Below are 14658 nucleotides of genomic sequence, written 5' to 3' on the forward strand. Positions count from 1 at the left end.
CGATCAATATAAATTCACATACCAAGCTCCCTGGCAATATTCTGAAACTCCCGGCCCTTTTCGGTAGTTATGTATAGATTACCATTCTGCTCGATCAAACCTTTTTCTTTTAAAAGGTATAAGTACCTGTTAACAACATCAAAATTAAGGTTTGCACGATAAACGATGTGCGTCTTCTTTGCCCCCTCCAGCGCAGCCCTCAATATGTCTACACTTATGGCAGTTCTGCTTCTCCTGCTTATACTATCACATCCCCCACTCAGATAGAACTGAAATAGATTAATCCTGTTTTTGGCCTAACAACGACATGGCACCCGGTTTTGAACATCCCTTTATTCCAAACCAAATGTCTCTGATAGTCCACTATCCTATCATCTCGTTGTTCATTCAGCCATTCATTTGCTTTGCCATTACTTTATCTGATCAATTATGTTTACTCAATTATGTTTATCAATTGCTTGTGTTTTTGACTATCTTTTCTATCCACAGCAGTACGAACATCACTATGAGGAAAATGAACGTTACCTGCCATAGATAATAATGAACATAACTGAAAAGTGCAGGGTACACCATTCCCACAAAGGAAAGGAATACCAACCTCAGCATGTTAACTATTATCATTGCCGGTACCCCCAGTGCTATGCCAAGGAACTTGTTACGCAGTGTGGTAGGATATGCAAGCACGCATCCGGCATAGACCAGCAGCTCATACATTCCGGTACACTCATCTATTATCATCACGGAAAAACCATTCATATAAACAGACTGGCCATAGGATGAACTATCCACACCAAAAACAGACAATACTCCTGAAAGAGCATTGGCAGTCATGGTACTCAGAAAAGTGAACCTATCCTGAAAGAAAACGTATACTCCTGTAAAAAGTACAATATAGAACAGATATGTTCCCAGGAACTTTATTACACGCCTGTTCCTTTCAAGAAAAGGAAAAAAGTCATACCTGCTGAAGAAAGAATTACTATCTGCCTTTTCTATAGTTTTATGTTTCCTGGCACCTTTTAAAGACCTGCTTTTTTTAGCCATATTCCCTCCAAGAAAAAAGAAACTATGAAAAAGGGAAAGGAATTAGTCACGGCGTCTAAGCGTGACAATTCCAAGTGCAGCCAGTATTCCTATCATCATCACCATACCCAGTGGCGTCAGCAATGGAACAACCGGCTGGCAGTGGTAATGGCTTGGATCCTCGTCGTTTACAGTGTTACCTGCATCGTCCTCTCCTGTCACCGTAGCAATGTTCTTGTAGAGCGGGACACATTCCTCAACTGTGGCAGTGACCTCATAGGTCCAGGTCTCCCCAACATCCAGAATGTCATCAGCATTCATGCTCTTTGAGATGATATTGGCAGCAGGGATAACTCCAAGCTTGTCATCGACAACAACAATGTCCTTCAAAGGCACATTTCCTGTATTGGTGACAAAGTACTCCCATGTTACAGTTTCACCCACATCTATCTTAGGGCCGCTTGGGAAATCAGCATCAAAGCCATTTGTATGCTTCTCTATATCGATATCCGGCTCACACCTTACTATATAGTGGCTTGGATCACTGTCTGTTACGGGAATTCCCAGCCAGTCCGCATCGACCTCACCGATGTTGGCATACTGTCCGCAGTCTGCTATACCTGTCATCTGGTACACCCACAGCTCACCTACATCCAGAACATCGTCATTGTTAATGCTCTTGGAGATTATGTTTGCAGCCGGTACGCCTCCAAGCTTGTTGTCAGTAACTACCACGTTGCTAAGTGGCACATTCCCAACGTTGGTTACTCTGTATGTCCAGGTAACTGCCTGTCCGGGAGCAAGGCTTGGACCTGTAGGTGTATCTGCATCAAAACCATTGGTCCATTTCTCTATATCTACATCCGGATTGGGTATGGTCACAAATACATCTGCAATATCCTCACCTATAAGGCCACCGGTTATGGGGTCCCTATCGTCTTGTGCACCTGCTGTAACACGTATTAGTAGTGTTGCACCTGGGCTTAGATCAAAACTATTACCAAGATTTAGAATCTTGATCTCATAGACAAGTCCGTTCGCTGCATCTACATCAGCTGCTGTCAAAGTGGTTGTTCCGTCCCCCACATCCGCAACAGTCCAGTCATTGTTTTGAATGCTTATTCTTGTCGCTTTTGAGCCTTGCATTATCCTTATGTTGAAGAACTCATCTGCGCCAATACCATCCACATTATTTGGAGTGATTGCTCCCCTTGTATCGGAGAATTCCAGGCTATTATAAGGATCTCCATCCCCATCAAGATCACCGGGCAGACCATATACAGTACAGAGACCGTATAGTGTATCAGTCATAAAATCATAGCGTGCATATATTCCTTCTATATCATAGCCACTTTCATCTGGCCCTACTGTAGCCATGTTCTCATTGAAACCAGTACCTGAGTCGCTCACCCGATCTTCATCGTACCACATCCCATTCTGGAAAATCACCATTTTGTCCCCGAATGGACCATCAGGGTTATAGGTTGATCCTTCCGTCTGACCATAACTCCAGTTCCCGTTCCACTCCCCAACTCCACGCACCCCATCAACGGTTATTGCCATGGCACTGGGGGTGGCGAACAAAACTATCAATATTGCGAACATTACATGTAATATGTTCATTATTTTCAACTCCCATCTCATGAAGAATATACTTATTAATTATGAATTGGTCACCACGATATATAGCGATGCAGCAAACAAAGTTCGTTATCATTGTTAAGAAACTCAGCTCAGTAAAAAAGTCCTTTTCTCAGAACAATGTAAAAGCAGAATAAAAACAACCAAAAAAATAATTTTGGTTTTTTTCCAATGATAAAAAAATCATTCTAGAAAAAACAATAAGACATGTTCTAAGAAAAAGAAAAGGAGGAATTAGTCCCTCCTTCTTAGATAGAACGCACCTGCAAGTCCAAGGACTGAGATCAATATCATCATTCCGACAGGACTTAGCAGTGGAACGACCGGCTGGCAGTAGTAGTGAGCCACATCCTCATCTGATACCTCAGTTCCTTCAAACTCACCTGTGACAATTGCAGTGTTCTTATGCTGGGGCACGCATTCGGTTACAGTGCCCTTCAGTTCGTAGGTCCACACCTCGCCTGGGTCCAGTATGTCGTCATTGTTTATGCTCTTTGAAATGATACTAGATGCAGGTATCGTACCAAGTTTGTCATCAACAACAACTACATCATCCAGAGGGACATTACCGGTGTTCTTAACAACGAATTTCCAGGTAATGCTATCGCCCACTGCAAGGAGGATACCAGGTGCCTGATCAGCATCATTTCCATTGATATATTTCTCAATGTCAATGTCTGGTACACAGTTCACTCTGTAGTGGCTTGGGTCAGAGTCTGTTACCGGAATGGAACCAAAGTGACCTACTACATCGCCCACATTTGCGTACTGACCACATTCTGCTGTTCCTGTTGACTGATAGATCCAGACCTCACCTGGCATGAGTGTATCGTCGCCATTGCCTTTGTCAACTATGTTGCTTATAGTTCCAAGCTGGTCATCTGTAACGGTTATGTTTGTCAGATGTACATTACCTGTATTCCTGACAACATATTCCCAGGTAACTTCCGCACCATAGGCAAGTGTAGGTCCGGGTGCACTGTCAGCATCGAAACCATTTGTCGACTTCTCTATATCGATATTTGGTGCACAAACCACATTATAATGGCTTGGATCACTGTCATTGACTGTGGTAGATCCATAATCACCTGTCACCGTACCAAGGTTAGCATATTGTCCGCATGAAGCACTGCCCGTAGCCTGGTAAGTCCAAGTCTCACCGACGGAAAGTATGCCGTCACCATCTCCGTTGTTCACAATGTTACCAATCACACCCAGTTTATCGTCGGTTACAACGATATTGCTGAGGTTGACATTTCCAGTGTTGGTCACAACATAGGTCCAGGTAACAGCATCACCAATTCCCAGTGATGGACCAGGTGCACTGTCAGCATCCTCACCATTGGTTGCCTTCTCGATATCAATTGAGGGAGAAGCACCGAAGTAGTGGCTTGGATCCTCGTCAGTGACAGTGATACCGTTGTAATCACCTGTAACATTACCGATATTGGCGTACTGGCCTGCAACTGCAACACCGTTGGCTGAGACCTCGGTGCTCGCACCGACTGCAAGGTCACCGATAACTGAGATAACCCCAAGGATATTATCAGTTACAGTGACGTTGACAAGATCAACATTACCCGTATTGGTGACGTTATAAGTCCAGGTGACACTGTCTCCCACAGGGATGAAAGGTCCGGTAGGATCATCAGCATCCGCGCCATTGGTTGCCTTCTCAATATCAATTGATGGAGAGGCACCGAAGTAGTGGCTTGGATCCTCATCAGTGACCGTGATACCGTTGTAATCACCTGTTACATTACCGATGTTGGCGTACTGGCCTGCAACTGCAACACCGTTGGCTGAGACCTCAGTGCTCGCACCGACTGCAAGGTCACCGATAACTGAGATAAGTCCAAGAATATTATCAGTTACAGTGACGTTGACAAGATCAACATTACCCGTATTGGTGACGTTATAAGTCCAGGTGACACTGTCTCCCACAGGGATGAAAGGTCCGGTAGGATCATCAGCATCCGCGCCATTGGTTGCCTTCTCAATATCAATTGATGGAGAGGCACCGAAGTAGTGGCTTGGATCCTCATCAGTGACCGTGATACCGTTGTAATCACCTGTTACATTACCGATGTTGGCGTACTGGCCTGCAACTGCAACACCGTTGGCTGAGACCTCAGTGCTCGCACCGACTGCAAGGTCACCGATAACTGAGATAAGTCCAAGAATATTATCAGTTACAGTGACGTTGACAAGATCAACATTACCCGTATTGGTGACGTTATAAGTCCAGGTGACACTGTCTCCCACAGGGATGAAAGGTCCGGTAGGATCATCAGCATCCGCGCCATTGGTTGCCTTCTCAATATCAATTGATGGAGAGGCACCGAAGTAGTGGCTTGGATCCTCATCAGTGACCGTGATACCGTTGTAATCACCTGTTACATTACCGATGTTGGCGTACTGGCCTGCAACTGCAACACCGTTGGCTGAGACCTCAGTGCTCGCACCAACTGCAAGGTCACCTATCACAGATATCTCACCAAGAATATTATCAGTTACAGTGACGTTGACAAGATCAACATTACCCGTATTGGTGACGTTATACGTCCAGGTGACACTGTCTCCCACAGGGATGAAAGGTCCGGTAGGATCATCAGCATCCTCACCGTTGGTGGCCTTCTCGATATCAATTGAGGGAGAGGCACCGAAGTAGTGGCTTGGATCCTCGTCAGTGACAGTGATACCGTTGTAATCACCTGTAACATTACCGATGTTGGCGTACTGGCCTACAACTGCAACACCGTTGGCTGACACCTCGGTACTCTCACCGGCTGCAAGGTCACCGATAACTGAGATGACTCCAAGGATATTGTCAGTTACAGTGACGTTGACAAGATCAACATTACCGGTATTGGTGACGTTATAAGTCCAGGTGACACTGTCTCCCACAGGAATGAAAGGTCCGGTTGGAATGTCAGCATCCTCACCATTGGTGGCCTTCTCAATATCAATTGAGGGAGAGGCACCGAAGTAGTGGCTTGGATCCTCATCAGTGACAGTGATACCGTTGTAATCACCTGTAACATTACCGATGTTGGCATACTGGCCTGCAACTGCAACACCGTTGGCTGACACCTCGGTACTCTCACCGGCTGCAAGGTCACCTATCACAGATATCTCACCAAGAAGGTTGTCAGTTACAGTGACGTTGACAAGATCAACATTACCCGTATTGGTGACGTTATAAGTCCAGGTGACACTGTCTCCTACAGGAATGAAAGGTCCGGTAGGACTGTCAGCATCCTCGCCATTGGTGGCCTTCTCAATATCAATTGAAGGAGAGGCACCGAAGTAGTGGCTTGGATCCTCATCAGTGACCGTGATACCGTTGTAATCACCTGTAACATTACCGATGTTGGCGTACTGGCCTGCAACTGCAATGCCGTTGGCTGACACTTCAGTGCTCGCACCGACCGCAAGGTCACCTATCACAGATATCTCACCAAGAAGGTTGTCAGTTACAGTGACGTTGACAAGATCAACATTACCCGTATTGGTGACGTTATAAGTCCAGGTGACACTGTCTCCTACAGGAATGAAAGGTCCGGTAGGACTGTCAGCATCCTCGCCATTGGTGGCCTTCTCAATATCAATTGAAGGAGAGGCACCGAAGTAGTGGCTTGGATCCTCATCAGTGACCGTGATACCGTTGTAATCACCTGTAACATTACCGATGTTGGCGTACTGGCCTGCAACTGCAACTCCGTTGGCTGAGACCTCGGTGCTCGCACCAACTGCAAGGTCACCTATCACAGATATCTCACCAAGGATATTGTCAGTTACAGTGACGTTGACAAGATCAACATTACCCGTATTGGTGACGTTATACGTCCAGGTAACACTGTCTCCCACAGGAATGAAAGGTCCGGTTGGAATGTCAGCATCCTCACCATTGGTTGCCTTCTCGATATCAATTGAGGGAGAGGCACCGAAGTAATGGCTCGGATCCTCATCAGTGACCGTGATACCGTTGTAATCACCTGTCACATTACCGATATTGGCGTACTGGCCTGCTGCTGCAATGCCGTTGGCTGACACTTCAGTGCTCGCACCGACTGCAAGGTCACCGATAACAGAGATCACACCAAGGATATTGTCAGTTACAGTGACGTTGACAAGATCAACATTACCCGTATTGGTGACGTTATACGTCCAGGTAACACTGTCTCCCACAGGGATGAAAGGTCCGGTAGGATCATCAGCATCCTCACCATTGGTTGTCTTCTCAATATCAATTGATGGAGAGGCACCGAAGTAGTGGCTCGGATCCTCATCAGTGACCGTGATACCGTTGTAATCACCTGTTACATTACCGATATTGGCGTACTGGCCTGCAACTGCAACACCGTTGGCTGACACCTCGGTACTCTCACCGGCTGCAAGGTCACCGATAACTGAGATAACTCCAAGGATATTGTCAGTTACAGTGACGTTGACAAGATCAACATTACCGGTATTGGTGACGTTATAAGTCCAGGTGACACTGTCTCCCACAGGGATGAAAGGTCCGGTAGGATCGTCAGCATCCTCACCATTGGTAGCCTTCTCGATATCAATTGAGGGAGAGGCACCGAAGTAGTGGCTTGGATCCTCATCAGTGACCGTGATACCGTTGTAATCACCTGTAACATTACCGATGTTGGCGTACTGGCCTGCAACTGCAACTCCGTTGGCTGAGACCTCAGTGCTCGCACCGACTGCAAGGTCACCGATAACTGAGATGACTCCAAGGATATTGTCAGTTACAGTGACGTTGACAAGATCAACATTACCGGTATTGGTGACGTTATACGTCCAGGTGACACTGTCTCCCACAGGGATGAAAGGTCCGGTTGGATCGTCAGCATCCTCGCCGTTTGTGGCTTTCTCGATATCAATTGATGGACATTCGCCGAAGTAGTGGCTTGGGTCCTCATCGGTTACAATTACCGCTTTATATTCCCCGGTAACTGTAGCGTTGTTGGCATACTGACCGCACTCGGCAATTCCTGTAGCTTCATAAACCCAGATCTCATCAACATCAAGAATAGCATCTTCGTTGACATCACCACTCTGGTAAACAGGTATGACACCCTGATCATCTATCACTGATATATTGCTGAGCGGCACATTACCGGTGTTGTTCACCACATAGGTCCACGTGACGGTAGCACCCTGCAGGATACCAGGACCTGGTGCTTCATCAGCATCCTCACCATTGGTTGCCTTCTCAATATCAATGTCAGGACATTCACCGAAGTAGTGGCTTGGATCCGTGTCAAATACTGGGATCACGTCGAAGAAACCAACTGCTGTTGCGTTGTTCACATACTGACCACATTCAGCGATGCCTGTAGCTTCAAAGATCCATGATTCACCTATCGAAAGGATATCGTCCCCATCACCCTGATCAATGATATTGGTAATAGGACCAAGTTTGTCATCAATGACACTTATATTTAGCAGAGGAACATCACCTGTGTTTGTTACAACATAAGTCCACGTGACATTCTCACCTTCGGGTATCCCCGGGCCTGGTGCATTATCTGCATCCTCGCCATTGGTTGATTTCTCAAGATCAATGTCAGGACTTGGTATGGTTACAAATACATCTGCAATATCTTCTCCTATAAGACCACCAGTTATGGGATCCCTATCGTCTTGTGCACCTGCTGTAACACGTACAATTAATGTTGCACCCGGACTTATATCGAAATTATTGTTAATACCATTAATTTTTATCTCATAGACAAACTGATCAAGATCACCCTCATAATCGTTAATTGGATGATATGCAATACCGCATGCTGCATCTATATCTGTTGCTGTCAGAGTGGTTGTCCCATCCCCCACATCCACAACATCCCAGGCATTATTTTGAATACTTATTCTTGTGGCCTTATCACCTTGTATTAGCCTGATGTTAAAGAACTCATCTGCACCAATACCATCCACATTATTTGGAGTGATTGCCCCCCTGGTATCGGAGAATTCCACGCTATTATATGGATCCCCATCCCCGTCAAGATCACCGGGAAGACCATATACCGTACACAAACCATATAGTGTATCGGTCATAAAATCATAACGCGCATATATTCCTTTAATATCATAGCCACTTTCATAAGGTCCTACAGTAGCCATATTCTCATTGAAACCAGTTCCTGAATCCCTCATCGGATCTTCATCAGACCAGTTCCCCGCTTGAAAAATCACCATTTTGTCCCCGAAAGGACCATTTTGTTTATAGTCTGTACCGTTGAACTGACCATAAGCCCAACTTTCGTTCCATTCATCAACACTTCTTATACCATCTATAGTAACAGCTACAGATGTTCCAGAAATTGTAATCAATATCAACGTAATAACAACAAGTAAACTATATTTTGTCATGTTTGCCCCACCCTTTATAACTAAAAGAGGTATTCTTACCAAGAAATAAATTGTATACGTATGTATTTATTAGTACAACAAACAATCATAAGTAGGAATATTAAGTAACATAGATACAGTACTTCACTAATTTTTGAATCCAGCTGTTTAAACTTATATTGAAATCGGATGAAAATAGAAATTGATTCATGTGAAAGGCCTTTAAATGAATAAAAGGGAACTGAAAATCTATGGACATGGTCTATACGACAATTATAGTTAATAACTTAACTTTTCTAACTTATTATCCAGAAACTTCTCAATCCATTTTCTTGCGAAGCTAAGCTTTGATGAACAACTAATAAACGTCTCAGCAATCAGATTCCTCATATGATCAAGATCTTTGACAAAATTGCAGGAAATAACTCTTTTAACGCTCTTCCATATGAATTCAATAGGATTCAAGTCTGGTGAATACGGAGGCAAATAGACCAATTCGATATCATTTGCCATTGCAAAATCTACTGTGTATTTTGCCCGATGTGACCTGAAGTTGTCAAGAATGATAACTATTCTCTTTCCAATGTTGCTGTTTTTGATAGTTGATAGAAACGAACATACGTCCTCTTTAGTTGAATGTTCTTTAAAATCGATTACTGAAGTACCATTCAATGCATAAAATCCAAACGAGTTTGCTTTAATTCTAGTTGAATTTTTGAACATAACGGGTTTATTGAAAGACCATAAACGAACTGTATTTGATGTGGTTTGTGGGGATGATTCATCAAGAAAACCGATTACGTAATCATTATTGATTACTGGTAAGTTTTTTTTAAACGATCTTCTGCATCATCTGGTCTTCGATAATCATGCGCATAGGGTTTGGCATGATACATGCCAAACTTCTTCAAGATAACCAATATTTGCTTAATGGTGTATTGAACCGTAAATTCATTATGGATAAGTTCCTGAACTTCTTTTGTAGACCAATCATTTCTTTCATGCAGCATAGCCTTTAGTTCTTCTTTTTGGTCATCAGTGAGTTTTGAAGGACAACCTCCTGAAAACCTGGGAATCAATCCTTCATACCCGTCTTGATTCCATCGTTCTTGCCATTGATATGCAACTGGTGTAGATATGCCAACAAGTTTAGCTGCTTCGTTAACAGAAGCACCTTCATAACGATGTTTAATAAAATACAAACGTTGTAGGACTCGTGTATCTTTCTCTAATGACTTGATACGTTTAAGCAATTCTTCTGATGATAGATGATGCTCTATCGTAATTTGTTCAGGTCTAGCCATAAAGTATAGTTGCATTTGATTAATAATAAATGTTTGGTTAAGAACTATAATTCCGATTATAATTCATCCGCTTGTTTCTCTATTTAAAAGCAGCAAATAAATTCTTATTATCATCTTCTTGTAAAATTGAATTATAGTACAACATTTTTAAACGTGGGCAATTGACTAATACAATCAATCATTAATTTAAAAATGAGGATTTATTCTGTTCTGTGGGATAGAAACAGATAAAAGGAGATATTATATGAGATACAAACTATTAAAAAGGGCTCTAGTGCTCCTTCTAGGAGTAGCACTTGCAATGGCATCTGGATGTGCCAACATTACAGATTCACAAAAGACATCTGGGGACTTAATAGATAATGATATGGAAGAATCATCAAGTGAATCTAACCCCTATTCTGCCATAATACCAACTGATTTTGCAATTCCGATTGAAAATCCGTATTTTCCCTTAAACATTGGTACAATCTACATATATGATGGTGAATCAGATGAAAAAGATATTAAAGTTGAAATATATGTCAGTGACCAGACAAAGGAAATAATGGGTGTGGAGACTACAGTTGTCAGACAACAAAAATGGAAAGATGGAGAGCTTATTGAACACACTCTGGACTGGTATGCCAATGATAACAAAGGAAATGTTTGGTATTTCGGTTCAGATTCCAAAGAATACGATTATGATGCAGTTGATATAGTGAGCACAGTAGCTTCCTGGGAGGCGGGGGTTGATGGTGCAGAACCAAGAATCTTTATGGGAAATTATTCTCAGGTCGGAGATGTTTACCGCCAGGAATACTACGAACGAGGAGGTGAAAAAGAATTAGAAGTGCTAAGTATCGATGCGCCTGTTTCCGTTGAATATGGGCCATTTGAAAATTGTATACAAATAAAGGAATTGATTCCATTTAACCCCGAAATAGAAAAATACAAATATTATGCCAGTGGCGTGGGGCTTGTTCTAGAAGAGTCTGTTATGGAAGGAAATGATAGAATTGAACTTGCAGAAATAATAAATAGATAAAGGAAGGCATTTTCCTTTATTTTATGTTTAAACTCGTCTAACATTGAATGATTTAAACAGAGTTGTATCCAAAGCAGCTATACAACCAATAAAACAATTTATAATCTCATTCAAATTTCAGATCAATTTCACCGGCCAGTATATCTTCAATAATCTTTAAAGATTCATTACTGATCTTTGTTCTTTTTCCTTTGTCACGCTTTTCCATATTATTGTAATCAAAGAAATGCTTGCACACACCATGGGCTTTGTCCAGAGGATCATTGTCCTGCAGAAAAACAACACAACCTTCCAGACCGATCACCTTTTGAACATAATTTAATGCATAAGATACCCCATAGTGGCATCCTACACCGGGAAGAAAATATTTGTATCCTTCATTCTTTTTCTGCTTAAGCCACGGGAAAAGATTGGAATCACTATCAATTATGAATATCCTGTCCTTTGTGAATCCTCTTTCCTTCAGGATGTCTATCATGTCACCAAGAGAACAGGGCACATTACAGGTTCTGTCCTCAAGTTTCAAACAGCTCTGATTCTTCCTTGACTTTTGTTTGCATGATACCGGACAAGCATAATATCCCAAAGGTTTGGCACAGTAAGGGAGAAAAGCAATACAACTGTCAAGCTCATCTGTGACTATAGTTTGTATATCCAGGGATGGGGATGAAATAGCTATACTGCAGTTAAGCAAACTTTTATTGATATGATTGTAACTTAGTTTTTTCTCGATCAGCTTTTTGTTTAACGAATACGGAACAAATGAGTATAGCTTCTCTAAAATCGATACTCTCGTTATTAACCCCCCTTGAATGCTCTTTCAGCAAACACTTATTCCACAAACAACTATAGCTGAATTCTCGTTCTAAAAGCTTGGCGTTAAAACAAAATGCGGCATTATATGTCTTTTTTTCCAGAAATCGTGAAATATAAAAACATAATCGTAAAATAAACGTAACTATTCAGCCTACCCATTTCAGCCGATTGATGCGGATTTCATCAAATTCAAGGTGTTGAGTCCTAAATTAATTCAAAACAAAAAAAGCAATCAATCGGCACATTTAAAATAAATTAGTCATACAATATTTACATATCATTTTTTTAACACAACGGCGACAGGTGTTGATTCTATCAGGCTGAATAGTTACAAATAAACAAAATAAATAAACAGAAGAAAAAATGGTTAAATGAAAATTAATACCAGCTATAAAAATAGATAATCACATACTGGAAGGGACTTCATTTGAATGCGGGGATTTATGAGGTACTTCCTCAACGCTTTCGTTTTGATAATTACCTGAAAGGATCCGGTCCATCAATATTATCGTCTCTTTGTGAACCTTGGTGCGTTTTCCCTTATCTATGCCCTCCATTCCAAGATAATCGTTCATGCATTTGCAGACGCCGTTTTCTTTGTCATCAGGGCAAAAATCATCTACAAAGGCTATGCACCCTTTGTAGCCAAGCTTCTTACCTATGTAATCAATGGCATAGGATACACCGTATTTGCATCCGGTACCCGGCATAAAATATTCATAGCCTTCCTTCCTTTTCTGCACAAGCCATGGGAAAAGATTGGAATCCCTGTCTATTATGAAAATCTGTTCCTTTTTAAAACCATGTTTTGTGAGAACATCCACCATCTCACCAAGAGAACAGGGCACATTACACTTGCCACCGGATACCTTGACACATTTCTGGTTCTTCCTGTTATTGATCTTGTCCGATACAGGACACTCATGTTCCCCCATCGGTTTGGCACAATATGGCAAAAAGGCAACACATTTATCAAGATCATCTCTTACTACTTTGTTTATATCAAGGGAATGAGGATATAAGGCAAGGTGATTTTTTATAAGCAGATCATCCTGTTTTTTGAATTTGCACTTCCATCTTACTATCTTTTGATGGATCGAATAAGGAACCAATCCATATATTAATTCTCGGGTCAGCATTTTTTTCCTCCATTGACGTTTGGGGCTGTACTTCTTTGGAGTTGTCCAGAGTAAACCTATGTCCCAATTTTTTAACTTTATCTCATAGGTAGCTTGGTCATCCGTATAAATATCATGACCCTATATACATTTATCCATGTACATAAACTATACATAGAATAAATACTGTGAACATGCTTATAATTAATTAAGACAGATACTGTACAAAATGCCTGTATTTTATGTACAAGTTTCAGTATTGAACAAAATATTTTTGTATATTAAACCGATTTACAAAATTATATTCAGAGTCAGGTACATATAAACAAAGGAAAGGACTAAAGACCCAGTTCTTCTGCAATCTCCTGGAACTCTTTTCCCTTTGCAGTTGTTACATACAGATTTCCTTTATGTTCTATCAGTCCTTTTTCCTCCAGCATTGTAAGATACCTGTTAACCATGTCAAAATTCAGATTTGCATTGTAAACTATGTGTGTCTTTTTAGCCCCCTCCAATGCAGCTTTTAATATCTCCACACTAATGGCAGTTCTGCTTCTCCTAATATGATCACATCCATAGCTACAGTCTTTTCTACCACGCCAGGTACCCCACCATGAATAAAAGTTGGAAAGAGTCCATTCAATCCAACATCAATACACTGTTATTTCCTGGACCTGTATCCATACAGACCAATAACAACTCCTCCAAGGACAAGACCTATTAGAAGGATCATGCTGTTGGTCCCGGATGTGCTTACAGGAAGGTATCCTTCATCTGCAACCTCTGACTCTGCATTTTCCTGAGTGCTGGGAAGTGAGGATTCTGCTTCCGTGTCCATGGATGACTCAGTAGTTATTTCATCTGCAATTTCTGTGGTATCAGCTCCACCAGAGCCAAAGCCTCCACCTCCTCCACCGGCAACCTGGGAAGAGGGTTTTTCTGTATTCGCTGCTGGCTGGCTTGTTGCACTGATTTCAAATGACACTGCCTCCCCACTATGATAATTTCTAAGATCCAGGGTCTGTGATTCCACTCCGTCCACATAAACCTTGACAAGATCATAGCCTGTGGGTATTCCCAGCCTGTTGCTGCGCTTATCGCCGATAATACCTTCTGTGGTCACAGTCGTCTCACCTATAACCTTCCCATCAACAACTATCGCTACCTCTGTCCCTACAACTGCCGGCTTCCCATCTACCAGCAGATTACCTTCCAGGACCAATGGAGGTTCGTTAGCTGCAGCAGGTACGACCATGAATGCAAATAACACTATAAATACTTGTAATAAAGCTCTTTTTTTATCACCACTTATCATACGTCCCACCTTCGATAAATCAAAAATGCAGTGAGAAGATACTCC

At 42.2% G+C, this 14658-nt stretch carries 9 protein-coding genes and 1 pseudogene; 1 reads left to right on the top strand and 9 read right to left on the bottom strand.

From position 1 onward, the window contains the following. Positions 1 to 14 precede the first annotated feature (14 nt). The 5 genes and pseudogenes from V7O64_RS05200 to V7O64_RS05220 form a co-directional block, all read right to left on the bottom strand. Positions 15 to 284, bottom strand: a complete 270-nt coding sequence (locus tag V7O64_RS05200; RefSeq protein WP_407357265.1) for a winged helix-turn-helix domain-containing protein — start codon at positions 282 to 284, stop codon at positions 15 to 17. A gap of 166 nt (positions 285 to 450) precedes the next feature. Next, positions 451 to 1044 (bottom strand): archaeosortase B, encoded by a 594-nt coding sequence (artB, locus tag V7O64_RS05205; protein WP_407356963.1) that lies wholly within the window; start codon positions 1042 to 1044, stop codon positions 451 to 453. A gap of 42 nt (positions 1045 to 1086) precedes the next feature. Further along, complete coding sequence (locus V7O64_RS05210) at positions 1087 to 2586, bottom strand: hypothetical protein (protein WP_407356964.1); 1500 nt, start codon at positions 2584 to 2586, stop codon at positions 1087 to 1089. Between the two features lie 312 nt (positions 2587 to 2898). After that, positions 2899 to 9054: a beta strand repeat-containing protein gene (locus V7O64_RS05215; protein WP_407356965.1), complete on the bottom strand. Its 6156-nt coding sequence runs from the start codon at positions 9052 to 9054 to the stop codon at positions 2899 to 2901. A gap of 258 nt (positions 9055 to 9312) precedes the next feature. After that, positions 9313 to 10337, bottom strand: a pseudogene (locus tag V7O64_RS05220) (IS630 family transposase). Positions 10338 to 10581: 244 nt separating this feature from the next. Between V7O64_RS05220 and V7O64_RS05225 the strand changes: the two are divergent. Continuing rightward, positions 10582 to 11364, top strand: a complete 783-nt coding sequence (locus V7O64_RS05225; RefSeq protein ID WP_407356966.1) for a hypothetical protein — start codon at positions 10582 to 10584, stop codon at positions 11362 to 11364. 106 nt (positions 11365 to 11470) lie between these two features. Here the strand turns inward: V7O64_RS05225 and V7O64_RS05230 are convergent, their stop codons facing one another. The 4 genes from V7O64_RS05230 to V7O64_RS05245 all read right to left on the bottom strand — a co-directional run bounded on the left by V7O64_RS05230 (position 11471) and on the right by V7O64_RS05245 (position 14613). After that, positions 11471 to 11890: a hypothetical protein gene (locus tag V7O64_RS05230; protein ID WP_407356967.1), complete on the bottom strand. Its 420-nt coding sequence runs from the start codon at positions 11888 to 11890 to the stop codon at positions 11471 to 11473. A gap of 694 nt (positions 11891 to 12584) precedes the next feature. Next, a complete protein-coding gene (locus V7O64_RS05235) occupies positions 12585 to 13319 on the bottom strand; it encodes a hypothetical protein (RefSeq protein ID WP_407356968.1) in 735 nt (244 codons plus the stop codon). A gap of 317 nt (positions 13320 to 13636) precedes the next feature. Further along, positions 13637 to 13861, bottom strand: a complete 225-nt coding sequence (locus V7O64_RS05240) for a winged helix-turn-helix domain-containing protein (RefSeq protein ID WP_407357266.1) — start codon at positions 13859 to 13861, stop codon at positions 13637 to 13639. A 98-nt stretch (positions 13862 to 13959) separates the two neighbouring features. Continuing rightward, positions 13960 to 14613 carry a hypothetical protein gene (locus V7O64_RS05245; RefSeq protein WP_407356969.1) on the bottom strand — a complete coding sequence of 218 codons (654 nt, stop codon included), beginning with the start codon at positions 14611 to 14613 and terminating at the stop codon, positions 13960 to 13962. Positions 14614 to 14658 lie beyond the last annotated feature (45 nt).

The sequence above is a fragment of the Methanolobus sp. WCC5 genome, assembly GCF_045690325.1.
Taxonomy (GTDB): domain Archaea; phylum Halobacteriota; class Methanosarcinia; order Methanosarcinales; family Methanosarcinaceae; genus Methanolobus.

What these genes read in the sequence shown, in the direction of transcription:
- artB (WP_407356963.1), bottom strand. Translation starts at nt 1,044, where the DNA reads ATGGCTAAAAAAAGCAGGTCTTTAAAAGGTGCCAGGAAACATAAAACT.
- V7O64_RS05235 (WP_407356968.1), bottom strand. Translation starts at nt 13,319, where the DNA reads ATGCTGACCCGAGAATTAATATATGGATTGGTTCCTTATTCGATCCAT.
- V7O64_RS05245 (WP_407356969.1), bottom strand. Translation starts at nt 14,613, where the DNA reads ATGATAAGTGGTGATAAAAAAAGAGCTTTATTACAAGTATTTATAGTG.
- V7O64_RS05225 (WP_407356966.1), top strand. Translation starts at nt 10,582, where the DNA reads ATGAGATACAAACTATTAAAAAGGGCTCTAGTGCTCCTTCTAGGAGTA.
- V7O64_RS05215 (WP_407356965.1), bottom strand. Translation starts at nt 9,054, where the DNA reads ATGACAAAATATAGTTTACTTGTTGTTATTACGTTGATATTGATTACA.
- V7O64_RS05210 (WP_407356964.1), bottom strand. Translation starts at nt 2,586, where the DNA reads ATGGCAATAACCGTTGATGGGGTGCGTGGAGTTGGGGAGTGGAACGGG.